25 protein-coding genes are annotated in these 24519 nt (G+C 33.2%); 19 read left to right on the top strand and 6 right to left on the bottom strand.

The genetic code is table 11. The annotated features are described in order from the left end of the window. Window positions 1–16: 16 nt before the first annotated feature. Window positions 17–1366 carry a PTS sugar transporter subunit IIC gene (locus AC1RPH_RS00235; RefSeq protein WP_481760883.1) on the bottom strand — a complete coding sequence of 450 codons (1350 nt, stop codon included), beginning with the start codon at window positions 1364–1366 and terminating at the stop codon, window positions 17–19. A 162-nt stretch (window positions 1367–1528) separates the two neighbouring features. Between AC1RPH_RS00235 and AC1RPH_RS00230 the strand changes: the two genes are divergently transcribed. The 6 genes from AC1RPH_RS00230 to AC1RPH_RS00205 all read left to right on the top strand — a co-directional run bounded on the left by AC1RPH_RS00230 (window position 1529) and on the right by AC1RPH_RS00205 (window position 7015). Then, window positions 1529–2248, top strand: coding sequence for a GntR family transcriptional regulator (locus AC1RPH_RS00230; RefSeq protein ID WP_481760882.1), 720 nt, complete (start codon window positions 1529–1531; stop codon window positions 2246–2248). A 573-nt stretch (window positions 2249–2821) separates the two neighbouring features. Next, window positions 2822–3544 carry an HAD-IIB family hydrolase gene (locus AC1RPH_RS00225; RefSeq protein WP_481760881.1) on the top strand — a complete coding sequence of 241 codons (723 nt, stop codon included), beginning with the start codon at window positions 2822–2824 and terminating at the stop codon, window positions 3542–3544. After that, window positions 3545–4795 carry a PTS sugar transporter subunit IIC gene (locus tag AC1RPH_RS00220; RefSeq protein ID WP_481760880.1) on the top strand — a complete coding sequence of 417 codons (1251 nt, stop codon included), beginning with the start codon at window positions 3545–3547 and terminating at the stop codon, window positions 4793–4795. Beyond that, on the top strand, window positions 4782–5666 hold the full coding sequence (locus AC1RPH_RS00215; protein ID WP_481760879.1) for a glycosyltransferase: 885 nt from the start codon (window positions 4782–4784) through the stop codon (window positions 5664–5666). The genes AC1RPH_RS00220 and AC1RPH_RS00215 overlap by 14 nt, the downstream gene beginning before the upstream one ends. Beyond that, the gene (locus AC1RPH_RS00210) at window positions 5656–6384 is read left to right on the top strand and encodes a DapH/DapD/GlmU-related protein (protein ID WP_481760878.1); all 729 of its coding nucleotides are present in this window, start codon (window positions 5656–5658) and stop codon (window positions 6382–6384) included. The genes AC1RPH_RS00215 and AC1RPH_RS00210 overlap by 11 nt, the downstream gene beginning before the upstream one ends. Before the next feature lie 4 nt (window positions 6385–6388). Next, on the top strand, window positions 6389–7015 hold the full coding sequence (locus AC1RPH_RS00205) for a hypothetical protein (protein ID WP_481760877.1): 627 nt from the start codon (window positions 6389–6391) through the stop codon (window positions 7013–7015). Window positions 7016–7328: 313 nt separating this feature from the next. Here the strand turns inward: AC1RPH_RS00205 and AC1RPH_RS00200 are convergent, their stop codons facing one another. Next, on the bottom strand, window positions 7329–7745 hold the full coding sequence (locus tag AC1RPH_RS00200) for a hypothetical protein (RefSeq protein ID WP_481760876.1): 417 nt from the start codon (window positions 7743–7745) through the stop codon (window positions 7329–7331). A gap of 77 nt (window positions 7746–7822) precedes the next feature. Next, the gene (locus AC1RPH_RS00195) at window positions 7823–8647 is read right to left on the bottom strand and encodes a helix-turn-helix domain-containing protein (protein WP_481760875.1); all 825 of its coding nucleotides are present in this window, start codon (window positions 8645–8647) and stop codon (window positions 7823–7825) included. Between the two features lie 189 nt (window positions 8648–8836). Between AC1RPH_RS00195 and AC1RPH_RS00190 the strand changes: the two genes are divergently transcribed. After that, window positions 8837–9691 (top strand): hypothetical protein, encoded by an 855-nt coding sequence (locus AC1RPH_RS00190; RefSeq protein WP_481760874.1) that lies wholly within the window; start codon window positions 8837–8839, stop codon window positions 9689–9691. Between the two features lie 43 nt (window positions 9692–9734). Here AC1RPH_RS00190 and AC1RPH_RS00185 read toward each other — a convergent pair whose 3' ends face one another. Then, a complete protein-coding gene (locus AC1RPH_RS00185) occupies window positions 9735–10727 on the bottom strand; it encodes a LacI family DNA-binding transcriptional regulator (protein ID WP_481760873.1) in 993 nt (330 codons plus the stop codon). Window positions 10728–10853: 126 nt separating this feature from the next. Here AC1RPH_RS00185 and AC1RPH_RS00180 point away from each other — a divergent pair, with 126 nt between their 5' ends. From AC1RPH_RS00180 to AC1RPH_RS00145, 8 genes are all read left to right on the top strand, one after another. Then, a complete protein-coding gene (locus AC1RPH_RS00180; protein WP_481760872.1) occupies window positions 10854–12020 on the top strand; it encodes a galactokinase in 1167 nt (388 codons plus the stop codon). Window positions 12021–12044: 24 nt separating this feature from the next. Next, window positions 12045–13529 (top strand): UDP-glucose--hexose-1-phosphate uridylyltransferase, encoded by a 1485-nt coding sequence (gene galT / locus AC1RPH_RS00175; RefSeq protein WP_481760871.1) that lies wholly within the window; start codon window positions 12045–12047, stop codon window positions 13527–13529. Window positions 13530–13718: 189 nt separating this feature from the next. Continuing rightward, entirely contained in the window at window positions 13719–13868 is a 150-nt protein-coding gene (locus AC1RPH_RS00170; protein WP_481760870.1) for a hypothetical protein, read from the top strand. A 36-nt stretch (window positions 13869–13904) separates the two neighbouring features. Next, on the top strand, window positions 13905–15200 hold the full coding sequence (locus AC1RPH_RS00165; RefSeq protein ID WP_481760869.1) for a helix-turn-helix domain-containing protein: 1296 nt from the start codon (window positions 13905–13907) through the stop codon (window positions 15198–15200). A gap of 242 nt (window positions 15201–15442) precedes the next feature. After that, a complete protein-coding gene (locus tag AC1RPH_RS00160; RefSeq protein WP_481760868.1) occupies window positions 15443–16336 on the top strand; it encodes an RluA family pseudouridine synthase in 894 nt (297 codons plus the stop codon). Window positions 16337–16460: 124 nt separating this feature from the next. Next, window positions 16461–17726 carry a UDP-N-acetylglucosamine 1-carboxyvinyltransferase gene (locus tag AC1RPH_RS00155; RefSeq protein WP_481760867.1) on the top strand — a complete coding sequence of 422 codons (1266 nt, stop codon included), beginning with the start codon at window positions 16461–16463 and terminating at the stop codon, window positions 17724–17726. A gap of 8 nt (window positions 17727–17734) precedes the next feature. Continuing rightward, window positions 17735–19000 (top strand): transcription termination factor Rho, encoded by a 1266-nt coding sequence (gene rho / locus AC1RPH_RS00150; RefSeq protein ID WP_409021602.1) that lies wholly within the window; start codon window positions 17735–17737, stop codon window positions 18998–19000. A 106-nt stretch (window positions 19001–19106) separates the two neighbouring features. Then, window positions 19107–19370, top strand: coding sequence for a type B 50S ribosomal protein L31 (locus AC1RPH_RS00145; protein WP_409021601.1), 264 nt, complete (start codon window positions 19107–19109; stop codon window positions 19368–19370). 85 nt (window positions 19371–19455) lie between these two features. Here AC1RPH_RS00145 and AC1RPH_RS00140 read toward each other — a convergent pair whose 3' ends face one another. After that, window positions 19456–20691 (bottom strand): multidrug efflux MFS transporter, encoded by a 1236-nt coding sequence (locus AC1RPH_RS00140; RefSeq protein ID WP_481760866.1) that lies wholly within the window; start codon window positions 20689–20691, stop codon window positions 19456–19458. A gap of 107 nt (window positions 20692–20798) precedes the next feature. Between AC1RPH_RS00140 and AC1RPH_RS00135 the strand changes: the two genes are divergently transcribed. Next, window positions 20799–21509, top strand: a complete 711-nt coding sequence (locus AC1RPH_RS00135) for a class A sortase (protein ID WP_481760865.1) — start codon at window positions 20799–20801, stop codon at window positions 21507–21509. Window positions 21510–21549: 40 nt separating this feature from the next. Here AC1RPH_RS00135 and AC1RPH_RS00130 read toward each other — a convergent pair whose 3' ends face one another. Continuing rightward, window positions 21550–22014 carry a low molecular weight protein-tyrosine-phosphatase gene (locus tag AC1RPH_RS00130; protein WP_481760864.1) on the bottom strand — a complete coding sequence of 155 codons (465 nt, stop codon included), beginning with the start codon at window positions 22012–22014 and terminating at the stop codon, window positions 21550–21552. A gap of 189 nt (window positions 22015–22203) precedes the next feature. On the opposite strand from AC1RPH_RS00130, the gene AC1RPH_RS00125 reads away from it, so the two are divergent. The 3 genes from AC1RPH_RS00125 to AC1RPH_RS00115 are packed head-to-tail and all read left to right on the top strand — an operon-like array spanning window position 22204 to window position 24490. Then, entirely contained in the window at window positions 22204–22761 is a 558-nt protein-coding gene (locus tag AC1RPH_RS00125; protein WP_409021597.1) for a LemA family protein, read from the top strand. 18 nt (window positions 22762–22779) lie between these two features. Continuing rightward, entirely contained in the window at window positions 22780–23673 is an 894-nt protein-coding gene (gene htpX / locus AC1RPH_RS00120; RefSeq protein WP_409021596.1) for a zinc metalloprotease HtpX, read from the top strand. Window positions 23674–23701: 28 nt separating this feature from the next. Next, window positions 23702–24490 carry a hypothetical protein gene (locus tag AC1RPH_RS00115; protein WP_481760863.1) on the top strand — a complete coding sequence of 263 codons (789 nt, stop codon included), beginning with the start codon at window positions 23702–23704 and terminating at the stop codon, window positions 24488–24490. Window positions 24491–24519 lie beyond the last annotated feature (29 nt).

The raw sequence follows: 24519 nt of genomic DNA, 5'->3' as shown, positions 1-24519 counted from the left end.
TTGAATTAAATTCAGATTATTCTGTAACCATGTCTGCATCCAATTTTCTTGCTTCTGCACGTTCATGGCGTTGGTTGATAATAACAAATGGAGCATATAGTGCAGTATCTAAGACAACTAAAACAGCAGTTAAAACGACTGGGCTTAGATGGAATGCACCTAATACCCAAGTGCTAATGAAAATAGGTTCATTACCAGAATTTAAAACTACAAGAGGTACAACCCAACCGATTGAAGTTACAACATATGCAATAATTGCATTTGTGACAGGTACAACAATCCATGGAATGAACATTAGTGGATTTAAAACAATAGGTAAACCGAAAATAACAGGTTCATTAATACCAAAACAACTTGGAATGAAACCTAGTTTTGCAACTTCTCGCTCTTTTTCACCTTTATTTGTGAAAATCAGCATTGCAATAATTAAACCAAATGTTGCACCAGAACCACCAATCATGGCGTAAACATTTGTCATTGTATTAGGTGAAATTGAAATATCAGCAAAACTTTGAGTTTCAGCAAATTTTGCAACGTTTTTAAGGAATAGTGGTAACCAGAAGGCTGAAATAACGCCCCAGACGATATTGAAACCATGTAAACCAAGGAACCAAAGGATTTGTTCTAATAAAATAACAATAATAATAGCTGGAAGCCCAACACCAACGCTTAACATTGGTGAGATAACAATATCAGCAATCATTTGTACTAATGAAACATAGCCAAGTGACTGTATTGTAATTCTTACGATACCAAAAATAATAAGTACTTCGGAAATTGGAATTAATGAGAAAAATGAATCGAAAACATTTTGTGGTACGTTACCAGGCATTTTAATCGTGAACTTACTTCTTGCGAATCGAGCGAACAACGAAACGGCAAGCATTCCAACAATTAAGGCTGTAAACATACCTTCATAACTAAAGAATGAAGTTGAAAAACCTTCAACAACTTTAGCTTTGCTATCCAAAAAGTTAACGTTATTAGGAATCATGACGAAGTATGCTGCGAATGCCAATAATGTGGCAATAATTGGATTTAAACCTTTATTTTTTTCGTCCTTTTTTAATTCCATTGCATACGAGTATGCTGATGAAAAAACAACGATTAGTGCAACAATACCAAGAGTAGCAGTACCAATGTAGCCGAATAAGTCACTAATACTTGTTAAAATGACATTATGAATATCTTTTGCTTTAATTAATGCATCAAGTTCCATTTTGATTAGATTTGAGAATGATCCGACAACAGTAAACGGAATTGTTCTAACAAAGGCATTCTTAATAGCTTGTAAAATGGTATTTCTTTCAACCCATGCTGAAACTTTTAAGAGTGGCCCCTGGATTTTTTCTAAGTTAAAATGCATAATAAAGACTCCTTTTAATTTTGTTTATAGAAAGCGCTTTCTATAAACAAAGTATAACAACATCTTTTTAATTTGTAAATACATATTTAAATGAAACGTGTTTACAAATTAAATTATATAATATAATATGTATATACAAATGTATAGAAATGAGGTAGACAAATGTACAGATATCGAGAAATATACTCAGATATTAAACGAGATATTTTAACAAATCATTATCGTGCCGGGGCTTTACTGCCAACTCAAGAAATATTAACCGAAAAATACCAAGTTTCTAGATTAACGTTAAAAAAATCATTAAATTTACTAATTGATGAAGGATTAGTTTATAGTAAGCAAGGGTCAGGGACGTATGTGCGACCAAGAATGGATAGTCAATCTACGGAGATGTTGCCTCTAGATTTACCTGTTGGTGTCACATATTCACATCGAGATCAAAAAATATCAAGTAAATTAATACATTTTAATGCCCGATTACCAACAGAAATAGAACAAAAAAATCTACAAATATTATCTAATGATCCAGTTTATGAAATTAAAAGGGTTAGATTGATTAATAAAAAGGTCTATAGTTTTGAGCACTCAGTGATGCCGGTCTCAATTGCGCCTATCGATGAAAAGGTATTATCAGGATCCGTGTATGACTATTTAGGGAGTCACGCGAACTTACAGTTAACAGATGCAAGACGAGTGGTTTATGCTGAACCAGCAAACAAAGAAACTAGTCAAGTTTTAGAAGTTTCCTTGGATAGTCCAATTTTTGTAATTGATCAAATCGCTTATGATCAAAAAGGCCGCGCCTTTGAATATTCGACGTCAAGATTTGTGAGCAATCATAATAAATTTGTCTTAGATGTTCATTTAAATAAAAACAACTAAAAAAGAGATTCCTGCAATATACTTTTTTTTAACCGATTTTAAAATAGGATAGCATAAAGTAGAGTAGTTTGTGATCGTAACTAGCAGTGATATTGTGGGACAATACGCGATATGTGTTGAAGTAATAAATAAAGTATGGAAAGGAGGATGCAACAATGATAATAAGACAAGAAGAAATAGAAAACGATTATAGTTTTTCACAATCTACCTTAAACGTAATTGTTATGGATTCAAAAATAACCAGCATTTCTTTACCCGAATTGAATTAATTTTGCATAAGAAAAGGCATCTGTCTTTCGACAAATACCTTAGTATTCCGCCACCAACACCAGTTGACAAAGAGCCCTTTTTAAAAGAATAATCAGTTAATCTTTAAATCTGAGCGGTATTAAAATTGAACCGAGTGGTTATTTAATACTGATTCAAAATCTCAAAATAACATATATAAAAAAATTCCCTTGAAATATCTAGACATTAGGTAAATAATGTGGGTGTAGCGAACTGTGTAGGAGTAAAAATGATATGGGGGTTAAAAAGATTTGGTTCGCGGAAATAATATGTAGGGGTGATTAAATGAATATGCTAGTTAGTGATTTTGATGGAACGATTTTGAGAGGTGACTTTGTAGATAAGAATACAAGAGAGACTATTGCGAAACACAACAAAGAAAATGATCTCTTTGTTGTGGCCACCGGAAGATCTCCAAAATCGATAGTCAATGCGAAAGAAAAATATGGTCTACCTGAGTTTAACTACGCTCTAGCATCAAATGGCTCAATAGTAATTGATAGTAGAGGTCAGATTATTAAAGCATTCTATCTGAACGGGGAGCAGATCAATGCGATAAAAGAAATAATTAATAAATACTTGAGTTCAATCGAACGAATTATGATTTCAAGTAGTGACAATGAATTACGTAGTTTCGATAAATTAAATCCTAGCTCGGATAATATTTGTTCAATTACTGTCGTAGCAAGTACTAAAATTATCAATGCTATAAGTGAGAAAATAGCAACGAAAAGAATATTGAATTTCAATCGCAATGGAAAATACTTAGACATTACGCGTGTGGGTATTGATAAGAGTACTGCAATTAATTGGTTGGTTAACATAAAAAAAGTAAATATTAATAATGTGTATTCTGTCGGAGATGATTATAATGATATAACAATGCTTCAAAGCATTAATAAGTCATTTACTTATAATGATAGTCCGTTGCCTGTCAAGACTGCTGCTAGATATTTAATAAATGTATACAGTGATATAAGTAATTATGTGAAGAAAGAAGTAGAATAAATGAAATCGCTTACATCGGCAACTAATCGTTTCTTCAATTCCAGAATTTTGACTGGAATCAAAGATGGGATGATATATACCATCCCCATTACAATTGTAAGTTCTATTTTCATTATTCTTGTACAATTTGATATTAATCCCGATTTGAAAGTCTTAATGAATCGATTGATTACTTTTTCGTTCAACATTTTAGGTGTAGTAAGTTGTTTAGGAATTGCTTTTTCGATGACTAAAAACGAAAAATTAAAACTAGAAACAACTATTACCGCACTAATTTCATTTTTAGTTCTTTGTGGAGCAGAAAATGTAAAAATAGTAAAGAATATAACCATTGATTGGATTGGAAGCAAGGGGATTATTGCAGCGATGTTAATCGGAATACTCATCCCTATTTTCTTTGAAAAGATTGTTAACTTAAGGATTGGAAATAAAGTTTTTAAAGATTTACCGAGTAATGTTGGAATAGCTTTTGAGTCTTTAATTCCGATGTTTTGTTGTTTTATTGTTATAGGTGTCGTTCAATTTGTATTTCAATTTATCATAAAAAGAACCTTCGTAGAGACTATTTATACTCTTTTGCAGCTTCCTTTACAAAACTTATCGGACACGTTTTTTGGTGTGATTTCTATCTCGGCATTGATTTCAGTTTTTTGGTTTTTTGGCATTCACGGTAATTCCGTTATTGGTGGAGTAATAACACCGATTTTATTGACAAATACTATTGAAAACCAGTCGATTATAGCAGCACACCATAATCTAACAATAGTGAATGGAGCGCATATAGTAACTCAACAGTTTTTAAATCAATTTATTACTATGACAGGAAGCGGTATTAGTATAGGGCTTATTCTATCAATGATTATTTTTTCAAAAGAGTCAGGTAATCGCAAGCTAGGATTAGGTGCTTTTGTACCTTGTTTATTTAATATTAACGAACCAATAGTTTTTGGACTACCAATTGTATTGAATCCATACATGGTAGTACCGTTCATTTTTATTCCAGTTATTACCGGAATGTCTTTATATCTTTGTATTCTATATGGAGTTATTCCGCCGTTTAACGGTGTCATTCTTCCGTGGATAACACCACCATTAATTTCAGGCTTTTTGCTAGGAAGTTATAAATATGTTGTGTTTCAAATCGTAATTATCATTATGTCTTTTGTTGTTTACACACCGTTTTTAAAGCTGTACGAAAATAATAGCACTAAGTTAGTCTTAAAGGGAGCGCATAGTAATGGAAAATTTTGATATATCCGTAATCATTCCAACCTACAATCGGAATAAATTACTTGAAATTAGTTTGCAGTCACTACTTAAACAAAAACTGAATAATACGACTTTTGAAGTAATAGTTGTCGATGATGGATCGTCTGAAGAAACAATCTCAATTGTTAAGGCATTTGAGACATCACTGAATATTAAGTACTATTATCAGTCGGATAATGGATTTAAGGTTTCTGAAGCGAGAAATGCTGGAGCAAATATCTCTGGGGGTAAATATCTCGTATTTATTGATGCTGGTATTGCAGTTTGTAGTACATTTGTGAGTGAGTACCATAGAATTTTAGTAAATAATGAAAATAGTTTTGTGATTGGTTATGTTGCGGGATTTGATGATCATGATAAATATAAACAGGCAATTATTGATAACTTTAATGCGGCGGATGTCGATGGCACGATTCAAGTATTATTGAATTTAAATGCGTATGATCGCCGTGAATCAGTATACCAGTCAATGGGAGATGATTTGTCTAAGTGGCCAGCACCATGGGTAATTGGTTGGTCATGTAATATTGGAATATCAAAAGATGCCTATCAAAGAATCGGAGGATTCGATGAGGCTTACACAACTTATGGTGGAGAGGATGCAGATTTCGCTATTAACGCATTTGTGCATCATATTAGATTTATCCTTGATAGATCTGCGATTGCAGTTCACTATCCACATGAAAAAAATAAAAATACAGTAAGCACCGAAGAAGCTAAAAAATATACGCTAAGGAAAAGAAAATATATGTTCAATAAATATGGTTTAAGCTCAATTAGAACTTGGATTGGAACTAAAACGGAATTATTAAATGGAGAGTTGAGTAAAGCTGGTGGAAATAATGAAAACTAAGAACGTTGTTGATTTACACAATTTTATAGACGTTAATGATGAGAGATTGCGTAATGGTATGTTGAAGCAAACTGTTGTTGATTTTTTGGATAATTTTAATTATGTGGATCTAACTAGATTAAATCATTCATACACTGCAAATAGTAGCCAAATATCAAAGAGTGCAATTATTGAGGGGAATGTGTATATCGGTGAAAATGTTATTATTCAGGGGTTTGCTTACATCAAAGGCCCAGCAGTCATCAAAGACAATGCATTGATTGGGAAAAGTGCATTTATTCGAGGTGGCTGTTATATTGGGGAAAATACTATAATTGGGCATTCCTCGGAGATTATTAATAGTGTGATTCTGGATGATACGCATATTGCACACTTTAATACAATAACGCGGTCTTTTATTGGAAGTGATGTAAACTTTTCAGCTTATGCGTCGACTTCCAGCTTTAACTTGTATGATGAAATTGACGCGACTGGATGGCATAAAACAAAAAAAATTTTTTTCGATGATAAAACATATTTAAAAACAAGTTCAAAATTTGGAGCCATTATAGGTGATCACTGTCGCATTGGAGCTTACACTATGACATATCCAGGTGTTACAATGGGGAAAAATTGTGTTGCGTTGCCACATCTCATGATTAAAGAGGGTTTTTATGCAAATGACAGTAAATTATACTTACAAGATTATTATACTCACACAGTAAAAAAAGGATGTTAGACAAATGGGATCAAGAATAATGCATTTATCAATTGCACAAGTAATAAATAATAAGCATGGGTTTGGAAATGATTTTTTAATTGGAAGTATTACTCCAGATGTTAACAAAAATTCGAGAACACCCAAAGAGCTTACGCACTTTATGGTGAAACGCGAAGATGGAGAACATGATATGTTTCCAAACATGTTTCTAGAGGAGTATGGAACATGTTTGAATACGTTTCAACTAGGATATTATCTTCATCTTATATCTGATGATATTTGGCTAAAAACTGTTTATAAAAAATATATTTTAGAAAACATGAGTTATAGTAAGGATGAAGCGCTACGAAGATTCTATTTAGACTTTCACTATTATAATGGTATTCTGATAAAACAATATAAACTGGTAACTTTGAAAAATAACAAATACTTATCGACTGGGGTCAACGAAATAATTGATCGTGATATTAGTGAAATTATTGAAGACTTGGATGCTGATTTTGATGATATGTCTATCGAAGACTTTCCAGGTTTACTTAAAAAAGAGGATGTAGAACAATATATTAACGTTTGTGTAAAAGAATTTGAAATTTTTCTCTTGAAAGGCAGCTATGATGGTGTTAAATTTGTTTTTTATAACGATTTTTAGAAACAAAAATCTATATTATATAGTTTAAAAAAGTTGAAATCATTAAGGCGCTGCAACTATAATTTGAAACCTGGTGAACGGTTTAAATGATGGTCATTTCAGAATTAGATAGTTCTAACTCACAGAAAGTTTCAATTTTAATTCGTTCAGATTAGGTTATACTAGACAAAAGATCAGTTCCTAGAAAGTGTGTTTGTGGTAAACACCATTTTAAAGGAAGCTGACCTTTTTTGTCCGAACAGCGTTCGGATTAATTTTACAAGCTACCAAGAAGTAACAAAAATTAGCCATACTCCTTGCAGGAATCTCTTTTTTAGTTGTTTTCAATTATTCGTTTAAAGCTTTGTAAGTTTGAATTAAAGGCATGTTTAGCGATTGGCATGAGTAATTTTAATGGTAAATGTGAATGATCATTTTCAGACAAGTAAAAATTTTCTTCTAATAATGTTGTTGCATTTTTACTAGTCAAATTAAAAATTAGAGTGTATTCGAGTTTTCCTCCGGTACTTTCATAGTAGATTGTATCATTTTCTGAACTAACAGAAATTTCCTCATTTTTATTCAAAGCAGAATCTGTTCTGTGAATATTGAATTTATTGTTGTCAATTGGCTGTACCTGAATAATATCAGGTATCCATTTCAGTAAAGTTTCCGGATTTTTTAAAAACAACGCGATTTTTTCTTTACTTGATTTGATTGAAATAACATTTGAAAATAGTGGTTTTTCCATAGGATGAAACCTCCTTTTATTTGATGACTTCATCCTATCCAATTTGAGTAAAAATTAAAAATCAGTATTCTGATATTCTAAATATTTTTATAAATTTGTTCATTAAAAAGGCCAGTTAGTAGCTGTTGCTTTTCAGTAGCGGCTAAAAAATTATCTTTATCTTCTGCTCTTTTTGCAATTTGAGCCATTAAATAAAAAGAGTTGGCTAACATATAGTGTGAGTTATGATCAGTAGCGAATTTAACAGACTTGTTTATCCAATTAAGAGACATTGTTAAATTATTGAGCTTAAAATAAATAAGTGCTGTCAAATAGAATAAAATATTTTGATTTTCTTCATAAAATAATTTATTAAAGTCCATAAAAGTCTGATCAATATATTTCTCAGCCTTATTTTGTAAATTTTGCTTTGCATATATAAAGGCCAAAGAGACGGTACCAAGTCGGGTAAGGGTATCTGGCAGAATTTTATTACTGGAAGCAAGGGACAACTTAATATATTTTTCGGTAGCAATCAATTTATTTTCAGTATGTAGAGTTGCAATACCGATATAATAATAGTATGCCTGAAGTTGCTTATCCGTTTTTAAATTATTGGTAACCGTTTCTTTATTTAGAAACTGGAGTAACTCTTTGTATTGGTGTTGATTACATAACTTAGATACACGTTCATTGAATTCATTTTCTGAACTGATATCAAAATTTTCCAGAAGACTTATTTGGTCTAAAGTAATCGATAATTTATGACATAGTTGGATTAAGAGCTGTGCATTAGGTATGTATTTATTATTTTCAATAGCACTAAGCATCGATTGCGCACAAATATCTTTGGAAACTTCTTTTTGAGTTAAGTGTAGCGATTGGCGAGTTTCTTTTAAAATTAATCCTAAGCTATTAGGCATGATATAACCTCTTTCTAGTTTGAAAAAGTTAAACAGTAATTACTGGGATAATAACATAATGGGGCATAATGATAAAATTTCATGATTAATAAATCAAACTACCATTTTTCAATCATGTCGCGTACAATTAACCTACAATTGAATGTTAAAATTTAAATAATTTGAGAATTAACAAAAGGGGATAGAATCATGCGTGCAGAATTCCAAAAGCAACATACTGAGACCTATCAGATAGACAACCATAAAGGTCTAAACGGCTGGATATCTTTCTTCTTGAGCCTTAGTTTAATCGTACTATTTGTGACAAGTGTCTTAAAAATAACCGTTTTGAATCAAACTTATACTGAAGAAAAAATTTTAACAGATTCGAACGTGACACTTGTGACACGACAGATGAATGATGGTATTTCAAGTATTGCGACATTAAATGATGTGCCAACGTCAGCTGTTAAAGATGCTTTAACGAATCAACAAGTTACTAACATTGCGAAAAATAGTTTTAGTAACGTATATGCTGGAAAACAAACTGTCATCAATCCAACTGAGATTACCAATCAAGTTGCTAGCAACGTTATGAAAAAAACGGACACATCAAATCCGTTGGTTAGCGCTAAAATTGATGGGATTGTCGCAACTTTTAAAAGTAATTTAAGTGAATATTTGACGAATAATATCCAAACGCCATATCTTTCAAAAATTGCTAGTACAGTTAGTTCGGTAAAAGTAATAGTCCAAACAGCCTTTATGTATAGTTTAATAGCTTCTGTTATTTTTGCGCTACTCTTACTGGCTATTAATCGGGCATTCTTTATACCGCTTAAATACGTCGGATTCAGTGCAATCTGGAGTGGTGTTCTAGTTTCAATTGGTTCTGCAATTGCCTTGTACAGTGGCCTAATTGGTATTGTGTCTAGTAAAGCTTCTGTTTTTACTGATATTGTGAATAATTATATCAGTGACACATTTAATACCATGTTAGTGGGTAGTTTAATTTTACTTGCTGTTGGTCTAGTATTCTGGTTAATTGGTCGTAATAAAAAATAAAAAGCAACTGATGTTCAGATTAATTTCTGAATACCAGTTGTTTTTATTTGGAACTATTCCTAAGTGTTAAGGTTGTTCCAATGGTAATAATCTGAGGGATAATTTCAGTCATCGACATTTGATTGACTAATAGTTCTGCAGCAGATTGACCCATTTTTTCTGTATAAACTTTAACTGAACTAAGCGTTGGGAAAGTATATTCAGCAATAGATGTGTCATTAAAACTAATTAAACTGATTTGTTCAGGCACTTTAATTGATATTTCATTTAATGCACGTAATGCACCGACAGCCATTGCGTCATTTGCAATAAACAACGCTTCTGGTAAATTATCTGATTGATCATTTAATAATTTCAAGGTTAATTGATAACCTGATTCTGGCGTGAAATCGCCTGTATAAACCCATTCGGGATGGTAGTTGCTAGTACGTTCTAAGTGATTTTTAAAGTGAGTGAAGCGGGAATCTGGGCCTAAATTGACATCATCAAATGTACTTTCTTGTCCTGCAATCATGCCAATTTTAGTTAAATTTTGTTTTTTAAAATGGTCAATAACGGTTGTAACTGGCGTTTTGAAATCAGTCATGACGCAACTAATACCAAAATTTAGTGTGTTCATATCAACAAAAACTAAATTAGAATTTAGTTCTTTAAATCCGGCTATTTGTGCTGCACTGTATTTACCGATAACAATAGCACCAAGAGTATCAGTCAAGGCGCTAAATTGATCATTTTGGAAAAAACGTGTAATTTCATAACCGAGTTCAATTAATTTACGTTCGATACCAATTCGAATTGAAAGGTAATACAGGTCATCTAATTCTTCTTTTTCTGTATACCATTCGATAATAGCAATCTTACCTTGAGGTGTACTGGATTTCTTTTTATTTTTTGAATAATTTAAACTTTCAGCTGCTTCAAAGATTCGTTTACGTGTATCGTCGCCAACGGATAATGTTTGATCGTAATTTAACACGCGAGAAACAGTTGCATTAGAAACTTTTGCCAACTGTGCAATGTCTTTAAGTGTTGCCATGACTACCTCCTGATTGATTGGTTATGTGTATCAGTTTACCATAATAAAAAGAATGTCGTAAAAAGATTGTAATTTTAGTAAATATTTAGTAAAATGAAAGCGGTTAATAAATTGGAGGAAAATATAATGAAAATTAATGAATTAAAGAGCGAATTTAAAGATGTTTACGGTGTGGACGCAAATGCAAGTTACTTCTCACCAGGTCGTATCAACTTAATTGGGGAACATACTGATTACAATGGTGGACATGTTTTCCCAACAGCAATTACATTAGGCACATATGCAGTTGCAACAAAACGTGATGATACAACAATTAATATCATGTCAAATAACTTTAAAGATAATGGCGTTGTCTCATTTGATTTAAGTGATTTATCATATCAAAAAGAACATAACTGGGCTAATTATCCAAAAGGGATGATTGTTTACTTGAAAGAGCAAGGTTATGTTATTGATAAAGGATTAGATATTTTACTTGAAGGTAACATTCCAAATGGTGCTGGTTTATCATCATCTGCATCAATTGAATTATTGATGGGTGTTATTTTAGAAGATCAATTTAATTTAGACATTGATCGTGTTGATCTTGTTAAAACAGGTGTCATGGTAGAAAATAAATTTATCGGTGTTAATTCAGGAATTATGGATCAATTTGCAGTCGGTATGAGTAAAGCAAATCATGCTATCTTACTGGATACAAATACACTAGATTACGATTTAGTACCAATTGATTTAAAAGACAACGTTATTATTATTATGAATACAAATAAACGTCGCGAATTAGCAGATTCTAAATATAATGAACGACGTAGTGAATGTGAAGCAGCATTAGCATTATTACAAGAGAAAAATGATATTAAATCATTAGGTGATTTGGACAATGCTAGCTTTGATTTACAAACATACTTAATCCAAAAAGAAAACCTTCTAAAACGTGCGCGTCATGCAGTTTCAGAAAACCAACGGACGATTATGGCTCAAGAAGCTTTGAAAAATGAAGATTTAGTACGTTTTGGTAAATTAGTTAACGCTTCACATGTTTCATTACAATTTGATTATGAAGTAACGGGTATTGAACTTGATACACTTGTTGAAACAGCATGGGAACAACCAGGAGTACTAGGTGCTCGAATGACTGGTGCTGGTTTTGGTGGTTGTGCAATTGCCATTGTTGCTAAAGACAAAGTTGACGCATTTGAAAGTGAAGTGGGTCGTATCTACGAAGAAAAAATCGGTTATGCACCAAGTTTCTATTTAGCAGAAATTGCTGATGGCGCTAAAAAATTAGATTAAGCATAAAGAGATAGAGGGAAAAACATGGATTCTAAACAATTAATTTCAAAATTCGTCGATAAAGTTATTCAGTTTGATCCAACGACTTATTCGACAGATGATAAAATTTATTTAGTAAACGTCGTTTTAGATTTGGTTGGTGAATCAGAGATAGAAGTAACTGAACCAGTTTCTGACACAATAATTGCTGTTAAAGACGAGCTACTTAATTTAGCAATCAAAAACGAGAAAATCAGTGCTCTAATCGCGGAGCAAGATATTCTTGGTGCTAAATTAATGGATCTGGTCACACCAATTCCAAGTCACGTGAATAAACATTTCTGGGATTTATACGCAAAAGACCCAGAGAAAGCTTTGGCTTATTTTTATGAATTAAGTCAGGCTAACGATTACATCAAAGTTGCGGCTATTGCGAAAAACATTGCTTATCAGGTACCAACAAATTATGGTGATTTAGAAATCACCATTAATTTATCTAAACCTGAAAAAGATCCAAAGCAAATTGCTTTAGCTAAAACAATGAAACAAACGGGTTATCCTAAATGCCAATTATGTATGGAAAATGAAGGCTATGCTGGAAGACTAGATTTCCCAGCTCGTCGCAATCATCGGATTGTACGATTTGATTTGGGGGATGCAACATGGGGCTTTCAATATTCGCCTTATGCTTACTTCAATGAACATTCAATTTTCTTAGATGAAAAGCATGAACCTATGGTAATTAACAAAACGACATTTTCAGATTTACTTCAAATTGTTAAAAAATTCCCGGGCTATTTTGCGGGAAGTAATGCAGATTTACCAATTGTAGGTGGCTCAATTTTAACGCATGAACACTATCAAGGTGGACGTCATGATTTTCCAATGGCAAAGGCAGAAATGAGTCAAACAATGCAATTTGCAGGATTTGATGACATTCAAGCAGGTATTGTGAACTGGCCAATGTCAGTCATTCGTTTAAATGGTGAAAATCCAGAACGATTAGCTGATTTAGCAGCAAAAATTTTAACGTCTTGGCAAGAATATAGTGATGCCGATGCACAAATTTTGGCAAAAGATGCTGACGGTACGCCACATCATACTGTGACGCCAATTTCTCGAATGCGTGACGGTCGTTATGAATTGGATTTAGTCTTGCGAGATAATCAAACATCTGATGAATTTCCAGATGGTATTTATCATCCACATGCTGATGTTCAACATATTAAAAAAGAAAACATTGGCTTGATTGAAGTTATGGGATTAGCTATTTTACCACCTCGTTTGAAAACTGAAATAACAGAGGTTGAGAAGTATCTAACAGATCAACCAAATGTCATGGCGGCTTATCATAAAACTTGGGCTGATGAAATTAAGCGTGATAATTCGATGATTTCTAAAGAGACGGTTAGTGAGCTCGTACAAAACGAAGTTGGAAAAGTCTTTATGCGTGTTCTTGAAGATGCTGGGGTTTATAAACAAGATGACCACGGCCAACAAGCATTCGTTAAGTTTATTAAACAAGTTTAAACGTAAAAAGATTAACTTATTTAAGTTAATCTTTTTTATTTAGAAATCAAATAGAAACTAACTGGTTAACGATAATTGTTAAGATAGTGTTAGAAAATTCTCTTTTTAATGTTTTGTGTTAAAATAAAATATATAATATTCTTACTAAAGTTGACATGCTGGTAATTATGAGAATTCTCGGAGGAATAAATGTACAAAAAAGATATTCTGGATCGACCAGAGTTTTTAATATGTGAAATTATTGAATTGCTATCATTAAATGAACATGGGTTATCAAGAAAAGTAATCTGTAATCGATTAAATGTTTCAAATACAGCTTTGCGAGTTGCACTAGAGTAATTGGATGGCGAATTCAATTCAGGTGATGAACCCTATATGATCATAAAAAAGAATAACATTCAATTTATAGGTAAAGGCAAAATTAATTTTTACGAAACGGTTTATCGGTATGTGAAAGAGTCTATTAATTACCAAATTTTAATGGCATTCTATTATGATGAAAATAGCAGTATTGAAAATTTGAGTCTTAGTTTAAATGTTAGTGAATCATCTATCTTCAGAAGAATTAAGCAACTTAATAATTTGTTGTCTGAATTTCAGATTAAAATTGCACATGGTGAGGTAGTTGGTTCTGAATTACAAATTAGATTTTTTTACTATTCACTATTTCTAGCGACAGATTTTAACTATAATGATACGATAGAAGCGGGCGTCATTCTTGAATACATTAAAGTATTTGAAACATATTTTAACTTCAATGTGAATGATAGTAATTTAATGAGGACTAGAATTTGGATGAAGGTCAGTGTTCATCGAATGATGCGAAAAGATCGTGATAATTGGGTGATTTCTGATGATTTAGCAGATATGATTGCAAATAATTCACTATTTAACCAAGTTGAAGAAAAGATGCAAGATATTTATATTAAGTTCTCAAATAAAATTGATGTTCATTTTGAGAGCGCCCTACTTTACGCTTGGACAACTGCTTTTGTTTCAGTTCCTTCAAGTGCTTACTTGTCCCGCGATTTTATTGCAATTAATCACACAAATAACACCAAACTTCAACAAGCTGTTAAATATTTGGAACAAGGATTTGAATCTAAATTAGATGTTAAAATTATCGGTGAAAATGTTAGTAAATCATTGTACCCAATTTGTACTGAAGCATTTTGTTTTCATGGAACGATGGATGCCGTGGGAACTTACATGATGAATAGTTATCGAAAAAAATATTCAAATCATTCAGTTCGACGTCATGTTGAGATTGCCATGGATGAATTAATCGACAGTCCATTATTAGCTAAAAAATGGTCTGATTTCTATAAGCGATACAGGCAGCCATTTATTAATAAAATGGTCGAAATTTTTAGCGCTAGATTGTTAGAAAAAGAAACCATGTTAACAGTTGGGGTTGATTTAAATGCAAACGAGCGAATTAAAGAATTATTTGTCAGAAATATGAGTCAAGATTTAAATATTAATTTACGCGTTAATGTCAGTATTTATGATTCTAGTCAACGATATGATATGGTGGTTACTAATTTCATGAATAAAAATTATAAAAACAATGCATTTGATAAGTATATTATCACTGCATTAGGACTTGATAATGATATGCCAGAGATGGGGAAACGACTGTTAAACGTGAATAGAAAACACTATCAGTAAAAATGTTTCTAGTTTTTTTTTTGATAGTACAACCCATGAATCATTCGGTATACTCTATATTATAGAGAACTAACAAGAGATATTCGTGGGGGATTTCTTTTGAAGCATTAAACAGTATCGAATTGGGCAAACATTTATTTATTACAAAATAAAAAAAGACGATTATAATTTAACGATTATAATCGCCTTTTTTTATAGGCTACCAAGTGTGATAAGATAGAGAATAAACGTTATGACGAGAAATGAAGGATAATGACATGCAATTTACGCTAACAAACAATGGTGAAGGCACAATTAGTTTAAAAAAATTTTTAATTGAGGTTGGCGTTAGTAAACGATTAATCGCCAGAATTAAACAAGGCGAGGGACAAGTTCGAGTTAACAAAAAGAATGAATATTGGGATTATCAACTGATTGATGGTGATGAAGTTATTTTGACGTTGCCAGAAGAACCAGATAACGATGCCATACATGCAAGTGATGAACCATTAAATATCGTCTTTGAAGATGAAAACTGGTTAGTAGTCGATAAGCCAGCTGGTATGGTAACCGTGCCAGGCCCATCTAATGAAGATACAACATTGGTTAACCGTGTTAAAGGCCATTTGATTGCAACTCATTCAAGTAGTTTCGTGCCACATGTTATTACGCGTTTAGACCGTTTTACAAGTGGACTTGTTTTATTAGCTAAGCATGGATTTGCACATAGTTTGATTGCTGCTCAATTAAGTAATGGTCAGTTAGAAAAATCATACTTAGCAATTGTTGCAGGTGACGTTAAAAGTGATCAAGGAGATATTAAAGAACCAATTGGTAAAAAGGAAGGCGAAATTCGTCGTTCTGTTATGGCTGAAGGAAAAGCCTCAGAAACAACTTATAAAGTTGTAACGAGATTTCCAGACTACACATTAGTTGATGTGAAGTTAGTTACGGGCCGAACACATCAAATTCGTGTACATTTTGATTTTATTCATCATGCTTTGGTTGGGGATGCGTTATATGATGGCCCGATGGACAAAGGTATTGATAGACAGGCATTACATGCTGCTAAATTAAGCTTTGAAGATCCATTTACGGGTAAAAAATTAGCTTTTGAATCAGAACTCCCAGCTGATATGGCTCAATTATTAAAATAGTATCAGGCAAGATTGTATATTTGGATAAAGTGGCGAATATCTATTGTATTTCGTGAACTTTTTCTTTATTATTAATATAGTTATAATCAATTTGTGAAAGCACTTTTAAGTGAGGAAATAATAAATGAAAAAGATGATTATTAGAGGCGGTAAAAAACTGTCTGGCGAAGTAATAATCGGTGGTGCTAAGAATAGTACTGTTGCATTGATTCCTGCAGCTATTCTTGCGGATACACCTGTGCATTTTGACAGTGTCCCCGATATTTTAGATGTACATAATTTAATGAAAATTTTAGATCAAATGAATGTTAAGTCTGAATTTAACGCTGGTAACTTAATGGTAGATCCTACGATGATTAAGGATGAACCTTTACCTGGTGGTGCCATTAAAAGTTTAAGAGCTTCTTATTACTTTATGGGTGCCTTATTAGGTCGGTTCGGTCGTGCAGTTGTTGGATTTCCTGGTGGTGATAATATTGGACCACGTCCGATTGATCAACACATCAAGGGATTTAAAGCTCTTGGCGCTGAAGTTATCGAAGAAGAAGACGCAGTGATTATTACGAGTGGCCCTGAAGGATTAAAGGGAGCCCGTATTTTTATGGACCTTGTTTCAGTGGGTGCAACAATTAACATTTTATTGGCTGCTGTCCGTGCAAAAGGAACCACAATCATTGAAAATGCTGCAAAAGAACCTGAAACCATTGATATTGCAACATTCTTGAATAATATGGGTGCTCATATTCGTGGTGCGGGGACTGGTGAAATCAGAATTCAAGGTGTTGATAGCTTAAAAGCTGTTAATACGCATACGATTATTCCAGATCGTATTGAAGCTGGTACTTATATCTCACTTGCTGCTGCAATGGGTGAGGGCGTTTTAATTAAGAATGTTATTACTGAACATTTAGATTCATTTTTAGCTAAACTTAGTGAAATGGGCGTTACTTTCCAAGTGAATGAAGATAGTATTTTTGTTCCTGGTGGCGATAAAATTATCCCAATTGAAGTGACAACTTCACCATATCCTGGGTTTGCAACTGACTTGCAACAACCAATTACTGCCGTTATGCTCAAGGCTACAGGTGAGAGTCGTATTATTGATACACTTTATCCTGAACGGATTAAGCACATTCCAGAAATGCAACGAATGGGTGTTAAGATTGAATCAAAAGATGGCATTATTCGAATCAATCAATCAACTGAATTAACAGGCCAAACTGTTTATGCAGATGAAATTCGTGCAGGTGCTGCATTACTTGAAGTTGCTTTAATGACTAATGGTACGACTGTCATTGAGAAAGCCGATAATATTTTACGTGGTTATGATTGCGTTGTACAAAAAATGACAAATTTATCTGCTGATGTAGAAATTATTGATGAAGATTAGGTGATTAAATGAGCGACTTCTTAACGATGGGTGAATTAAAAGACAAGACGCTTAAAGAAATTTATGGCTATGCCCAAGAATATAAAATACAATATTATAGCCAAATGAATAAAAAAGAATTGTCTTTGGCAATTCTAAGGGCTCAAGCAAAACAACAAGGATTCATTTTGATGGAAGGTGTCTTAGACATTGTTCCCAATCAGGATGGATTCGGTTTTTTGCGTCCAATTAACTACGGCCCATCACAAGAGGACATTTATATTTCTGCCTCACAAATTAAGCGATTTAATTTAAGAAATGGGGATTTAGTCGGAGGTAAAGCACGACCACCAAAGCCTAATGAACGTTATTATGGGTTAATGCACGTTGATACAGTTAATGGTAAAAATCCAGAAGAAGCAAAGGAACGTCCACATTTTCCTGCACTGACGCCCTTATATCCTAATCGACAATTAACTTTAGAAACAACTAGTCAAAATCTTTCAACGAGATTAACTGATTTATTTGCTCCTATTGGATTTGGTCAACGTGGTTTAATCGTGGCACCACCTAAAGCTGGGAAAACAACTTTACTTAAAGAGATTGCTCAAGGAATCGCAGAAAATCATCCCGATGTAAAATTAATCGTACTATTAATTGATGAACGACCTGAAGAAGTGACTGATTTAGAACGATCAATTAAAGGTGATGTTGTATCGTCAACATTCGATCAACAACCAGAGAACCATGCGCGTGTTTCTGAACTTGTTTTAGAACGTGCAATGCGATTAGTTGAAGATAAGCAAGATGTTGTTATTTTAATGGATTCAGTTACTCGCTTGGCTAGAGCGTATAATTTAACGATTCCGCCAAGCGGACGGACGTTATCAGGTGGGATTGATCCAGCAGCATTTTATCGACCTAAAAAATTCTTTGGTGCTGCACGTAATATTGAAGAAGGTGGAAGCCTGACAATATTAGGAACTGCTTTGGTTGATACGGGTAGCCGAATGGATGATGTGATTTATGAAGAGTTCAAAGGAACCGGTAATATGGAATTACAACTCTCAAGAGAGCTTGCTGAACGCCGTATCTTCCCTGCTGTCGATTTAAAAAAATCAAGTACACGTAAAGAAGAATTATTATTATCTAAGCAAACAATTGAAGAACTATGGCAGATTCGAAAGATGATGACAGGCGATTCACTAGGTGCTACGGAACGTGTTATCCAAAAAATGAAGAAAACAAAAAATAATGCTGAATTTTTAAAAGAGTTAACAAAAACAAGTAAATAAAATTTAATTGTAAAACGAGTTAATTCGTGATAAGATTGTGCATGTTGTAATATAAAGAATAACTCTAATTCAGCAGATGGATTAGGGCAAAGGAGAATACTTACTTATGAAAAAAGAAATCCATCCAGATTACCATGAAGTTGTATTTATGGATACTACTTCAGGTTACAAATTTATCTCAGGTTCAACAAAACATTCAGAAGAAACAATTGAAATGGAAGATGGCAAATCATACCCATTGATTCGTGTCGAAATTTCATCGGATTCACATCCATTCTATACTGGACGTCAAAAATTCACTCAAGCCGATGGCCGTGTGGATCGTTTCAACAAGAAATATGGTCTTACAGACGCAAACGCTGCAAAATAAGAACTATTTCGAAAAGGAAGAAGCCAATAAGCTTCTTCCTTTTTTTATACAAAAAAATAGTAACGTTCAACTAGATTGAACGTTACTATTCAGCTTTTCGTGAATACATCCCTTTTGTGACGTAGAGAACCCAGATGAGATTAATACCAACTAAAATAGCGGTAGAAATAAAGACACCTTTGTAATCGAATACGCCAGAAACGGTAGAGCCAATCATAGGACCAACGACTGATCCCATGGCTTGGAATGATTGATTGTAACTGAACACTCGACCTGTGAATTCTGCCGGTGTATTTTTTGTTAGAATTGTTTGAACTGCAGGTAACATTGCGGCATCCGTAATCCCAATTAAGAAACGTAAGCCGCCAAGTTGCCAAACATTAGTCACTAATGCCATTGGAATAAAAATGAAAATTGCGACAGTAAGTGCAATTTTTAAAATACGTTCTGTTCCAATTTTATCGCCTAGTACTCCTAAGCGAGGCGCAGCAATTAGCGTTGCTATTCCTGGAATAGAAGCCACACACCCACTGATAAAGGTAACATTTCCAACGTTATGTAAGAGTTCTCGAACGTATAAGCTTAGAATAGGACTAATGGAATAATTTGATGCTTGAATGATTAAGGTAGTGACAAACATCCCGATAATTAATTTAGGATGATGTAATTTCTTGAAGATTTCTTTTGACGTTTGCATTTCACCTTTTTCAACAGGCGTAAAATGTTCATGTACAAAGAAATAACTAAGTAAGAAAACAATTAGCAAAATCGCAGCAGTAATGAAGAAGGTAATACGATAGCCGAAGACCCCAGCTATTGCGCCACCGATTAGTGGTCCAAATAAAGTACCAGTAACACTACCGGTAACTAAAATACCGAGTGCTTTACCACTTTGCCGCTTGGGTGTCTCTGTTGCAATCAGTGCCTGTGAGTTACTAATATAACCAGAAAAGACACCTTGTAATAAACGTAACGCAATTAATTGGTAAACGTTACTGACAAGCCCCATCAGGCCTAAAACAATGGCCATTCCGAATGAAGCTCTTAAAATCATTAATTTACGACCTTTTCGATCAGCTAAACGACCCCATAGTGGGGAAACAATGGCGGTAATTAAAAATGTAGATGAATAGGTAATGCCGCTATAAAAATTTAATTCGGTTTTGGTGAAGTCACCTAACGTATCAATATAAAGTGACATAAATGGCATAATTAAACTAAATGCCACGCCAGCCATGAACGTACCAAACCATAAAACAAATAAATTTTGTTCCCAAGGTTGTCTAGAACGAAAAAATGTTGATTTTAGTGAAGTCAACAAATTAAACAGTCCCCCTAAAGATATTTTTTGATAATTATAATCATAACACTAAACAAGGATAAAAGTTATATGGTAAAATAGTTGTTAAGCGAAAGTGGGGGTTATTAATGGAAAAAAATAAAGCAGCTAAAAAAAGTCGTTGGAAAAAATGGCTAACAACTATATTATTAATACTATTGTTATTGGTGGGGCTTTCGCTAGTATTCAATGAACAAATTAAAAACTTTATTGTTGGACTAACAGACCCAACCATTAATTCAGAATTAGTCGATAAAAATAAAAATAAAAAAGCATCCTTTGATTTTAGTGAAGTTAAGAGTTTGAATACGGCAGATGTCGTGAAAGCAAAAGCAAATGAAAAAAATTTGGTTTTACTTGGAGAAATTAGTATTCCGGATGTCTCAATGAACTTGCCGATTGCTAAAGGCGTTAGCACTGATACCTTGGCACTTGCTGCTGGAACTTTAAAGGAAAACCAAAAAATGGGCGAGGGTAATTATGCACTTGCTGGACATCATATGATTCGAAAGGATTTATTGTTTAGTCCATTAGTTAGCATGAAAATTGGCCAAAAAATCTATTTAACAGATGCTAAAAAGATTTATGAGTATGAAACATCTAAAATGAAATATATCAAAGCAACAGACGTTCAAGTTATTGATGATGTACCCGGAGAAAAATTAGTCACATTAATTACTTGTGATGATACGGGTGCCGGACGTTTGATGGTCCAAGGTGAGTATGTTAAAGATTGGACATACAATGCTGCACCAAAAACAGTTCAAAAGTATTTTAAAATGATTCATAATAATAAATAATAAAAATGACCACAAATTTTAAAATTTGTGGTCATTTTTATTATTTAATTTGTGCTTTAATATAATCAATCCAGTAAGGCATTCCAAGACTAATTAAGTTATAAGTTTCGTCAAAGTCACCAGTAATCCATGGATCAGGAACAGATTCTTTTTCTTTACCGGGAACAATTGAAAGGAAGTTAACGATTTTTTCTTTTTTAGATGCAGGTGCAGCTTTTTCAAGACGCTCAACATTGATATCATCCATTGCAATAATTAAATCACTATTAATGAAATCTAAGTAACTAACCGGACGTGAGATTAAGCCATCTGTTGGAATCTGATGTTCAACAAGTTTAGTAATAGTCCCTTCATGGGCGCCATTTCCTTCTTGTGAAGAACTTGTGCCAGCAGAATCAACAGTTACTTGGTCAGAAAGGTTTAACTTAGCTAAATCGTCTCGTAACATTGCTTCAGCCATTGGTGATCGGCAAATATTTCCCATACATACAAATAATACATTCATGTTAATAATCCCCTTTACAAATTTCTTAATAATGCTATTATGCCATAATAATCACATTATTAAAACTAGTTAGATAAATTGGTGTAACCGTTAGCTTAATTGCTTTCTAAAAGGGTCTAACTTTGGTATGATAATTAAGAATAGAAACTAAAATAAGACACTTTATATTTAAAGAGGAGACTGAAAATTATGGCAATGATTATTATCGGAGTTATCGTAGTACTTTTAGTTATTATGTACATTAGCGGCTACAATGGTTTAGTAAAAGCAAAAATCCGGACTGAGGAATCATGGAGTCAAATTGACGTCCAATTAAAACGTCGTAATGATTTAATTCCTAACTTAGTTTCAACTGTTAAGGGATATGCAACTCACGAAAAAGAAACATTTGCTAAAGTAGTTGAATTACGTAATCAATTAACACAAGTACCAACGGATGCACATGAAACAACAATGGAAGTTTCTAATCAATTGAGTCAATCATTGAAAAGTATTTTTGCGTTATCTGAAAGTTACCCAGATTTAAAAGCTAACACAGAATTCACTAAGTTAATGGAAGAACTATCAAATACAGAAAATAAAATTTCTTATTCACGTCAACTATTTAACTCAACTGCTGCAAGTTTAAATGCAAAAATTCAATCATTTCCAAGTAACATTGTTGCCGGAATTCATCATTTTACAAAAGTAGAATATCTTGAAGTCCCTGAAGCTGAAAAAGCTGTACCCAACGTTTCATTTGATTAAACAGTTAGGAGATAACTAATGCTATATGATCAAATCGCGCGAAATAAGCGCAAAACAGTTTATGTTTTAATTGGTTTTGTTTTATTGATGGTTGCGATTGGTAGTGCCGTTGGCTATGTTTTTTTCAATAGTGCTGTTTCTGGACTACTTATGGCTGTTGTCATTGCAGTTGTTTATATGGGATTGATGATTTCACAATCAACTAGCGTTGTCATGAGTATGAATCATGCAACTGAAATAAAATCAGTCGATGATGCACCTGAATTATGGCATGTTGTTGAAGATATGGCGATTGTGGGCCAAGTTCCAATGCCAAAAGTGTTTATTATTGAAGATGATAGTCCTAATGCGTTTGCAACGGGAAATAATCCAGAACACGCGGCAGTTGCTGCAACAAGTGGCTTAATCAATCGATTAAATCGTGAAGAATTAGAAGGCGTTATGGCGCATGAAATTTCGCATGTACGCAACTACGATATTCGATTATCAACAATTGCATTAGCATTATCGGCAGCAATTTCATTATTAGTAAATATTGGAATGAACTCATTTTGGTGGGGCGGAGGTCGCCGTCGAAGTGATGATCGAGAAGGTGGCGGATCATTAGAAATTATTTTGATGATTTTATCATTATTATTGGTTATTTTAGGACCAATTGCAGCAACAATTGCTCAGCTTGCACTTTCTCGAAACAGAGAATATTTGGCTGATGCTTCTGCTGTTGAATTAACGCGTAATCCGCAAGGACTAATCCATGCGTTGGAAAAAATTTCTGATAGTAAACCAATGGAACGTGCCGATCCAAGTAGTGCGGCACTTTATATTTCAAATCCATTGAAGAAAAAAACAACTGGATTATTTCAAACACATCCACCGATGGAAGATAGAATTGAAAGATTAGAAGCAATGTAAACTATTTTATAAAATGGGGATGATAGTGGTGAGAGACAATTTAGTCTACGTTCATGTTGAAACGGTTTCTCATTTGATTTTATCATATGGGATTTCCAAAGAAGATTTCATAACAAGCATTCCCAGATTACCAACTAATATTTTATCGTTAAACCCAGTGGATTATGAAAATGAAATTGACATCGCAACAGGATTTAACACGGTAACCGGGGAAGAAGATACTGCACGTTATTTGAATAAAAAGACTGTTGGGTTAAAGCAAAGTTGGATTGATTTCGATAGTCAAGATGATTTAGAATTAATAACACCAAGAGAAGTAGCAGAATTCTTATATTTGGGACATGCATTTTCTCATATTCAATCACCTTTTTACTATAAATTGCAGAATGACTACGTTTTTTTAACGTTACCAAATGATGCATTAAAAATCTACTATCGTTATTTAACGCAATTTTATAATGTTTTTTCTAAATCAATTATTAGACATGCGAATCAATCGTATCGTGAAAAAAATGGTCTGTTTAGACGACGTCCTATGACGTTGAAAAAGATACCTAAAAAAATTGTTGAAGAATTAATGCCATTATTTGTTGAAGGTGTAATATTAGATTTTTCAAGGATCACAATTAATAATACGAAGTTAATATTACCTGTCTATATTATGATAGATAACGTTTCTCAGATGAAGTGGCATGAGCCAACATTGGAGACAGAAAGTGCCAAGTTAGTTGCTAATTTGGAGTATCGATTTGTAGATCAAGAATGGTTTATCGAAGTTTCTAACAAATCTGCTTTTGAAGACAGTATTATATTCTAAAAAGATAACGTATTATTATGTTATCTTTT

Source organism: Dellaglioa sp. CoH-57-MRSF-16, assembly GCF_056782055.1.
Note: the sequence above shows the minus strand (reverse complement) of the source record. Positions and strands in the feature narration are given on the sequence as shown.

Excerpts from the sequence above, each read along its gene's own strand:
- AC1RPH_RS00135 (WP_481760865.1), top strand. The coding sequence starts at position 20,799 with ATGGAAAAAAATAAAGCAGCTAAAAAAAGTCGTTGGAAAAAATGGCTA.
- AC1RPH_RS00125 (WP_409021597.1), top strand. The coding sequence starts at position 22,204 with ATGGCAATGATTATTATCGGAGTTATCGTAGTACTTTTAGTTATTATG.
- rho (WP_409021602.1), top strand. The coding sequence starts at position 17,735 with ATGAGCGACTTCTTAACGATGGGTGAATTAAAAGACAAGACGCTTAAA.
- AC1RPH_RS00165 (WP_481760869.1), top strand. The coding sequence starts at position 13,905 with ATGATCATAAAAAAGAATAACATTCAATTTATAGGTAAAGGCAAAATT.
- AC1RPH_RS00230 (WP_481760882.1), top strand. The coding sequence starts at position 1,529 with ATGTACAGATATCGAGAAATATACTCAGATATTAAACGAGATATTTTA.
- AC1RPH_RS00210 (WP_481760878.1), top strand. The coding sequence starts at position 5,656 with ATGAAAACTAAGAACGTTGTTGATTTACACAATTTTATAGACGTTAAT.
- AC1RPH_RS00205 (WP_481760877.1), top strand. The coding sequence starts at position 6,389 with ATGGGATCAAGAATAATGCATTTATCAATTGCACAAGTAATAAATAAT.
- AC1RPH_RS00130 (WP_481760864.1), bottom strand. The coding sequence starts at position 22,014 with ATGAATGTATTATTTGTATGTATGGGAAATATTTGCCGATCACCAATG.
- AC1RPH_RS00185 (WP_481760873.1), bottom strand. The coding sequence starts at position 10,727 with ATGGCAACACTTAAAGACATTGCACAGTTGGCAAAAGTTTCTAATGCA.
- AC1RPH_RS00220 (WP_481760880.1), top strand. The coding sequence starts at position 3,545 with ATGAAATCGCTTACATCGGCAACTAATCGTTTCTTCAATTCCAGAATT.
- AC1RPH_RS00200 (WP_481760876.1), bottom strand. The coding sequence starts at position 7,745 with ATGGAAAAACCACTATTTTCAAATGTTATTTCAATCAAATCAAGTAAA.
- AC1RPH_RS00190 (WP_481760874.1), top strand. The coding sequence starts at position 8,837 with ATGCGTGCAGAATTCCAAAAGCAACATACTGAGACCTATCAGATAGAC.
- AC1RPH_RS00145 (WP_409021601.1), top strand. The coding sequence starts at position 19,107 with ATGAAAAAAGAAATCCATCCAGATTACCATGAAGTTGTATTTATGGAT.
- AC1RPH_RS00235 (WP_481760883.1), bottom strand. The coding sequence starts at position 1,366 with ATGCATTTTAACTTAGAAAAAATCCAGGGGCCACTCTTAAAAGTTTCA.
- AC1RPH_RS00225 (WP_481760881.1), top strand. The coding sequence starts at position 2,822 with ATGAATATGCTAGTTAGTGATTTTGATGGAACGATTTTGAGAGGTGAC.
- AC1RPH_RS00215 (WP_481760879.1), top strand. The coding sequence starts at position 4,782 with ATGGAAAATTTTGATATATCCGTAATCATTCCAACCTACAATCGGAAT.
- AC1RPH_RS00160 (WP_481760868.1), top strand. The coding sequence starts at position 15,443 with ATGAAGGATAATGACATGCAATTTACGCTAACAAACAATGGTGAAGGC.
- AC1RPH_RS00195 (WP_481760875.1), bottom strand. The coding sequence starts at position 8,647 with ATGCCTAATAGCTTAGGATTAATTTTAAAAGAAACTCGCCAATCGCTA.
- AC1RPH_RS00170 (WP_481760870.1), top strand. The coding sequence starts at position 13,719 with ATGTACAAAAAAGATATTCTGGATCGACCAGAGTTTTTAATATGTGAA.
- htpX (WP_409021596.1), top strand. The coding sequence starts at position 22,780 with ATGCTATATGATCAAATCGCGCGAAATAAGCGCAAAACAGTTTATGTT.
- galT (WP_481760871.1), top strand. The coding sequence starts at position 12,045 with ATGGATTCTAAACAATTAATTTCAAAATTCGTCGATAAAGTTATTCAG.
- AC1RPH_RS00180 (WP_481760872.1), top strand. The coding sequence starts at position 10,854 with ATGAAAATTAATGAATTAAAGAGCGAATTTAAAGATGTTTACGGTGTG.
- AC1RPH_RS00155 (WP_481760867.1), top strand. The coding sequence starts at position 16,461 with ATGAAAAAGATGATTATTAGAGGCGGTAAAAAACTGTCTGGCGAAGTA.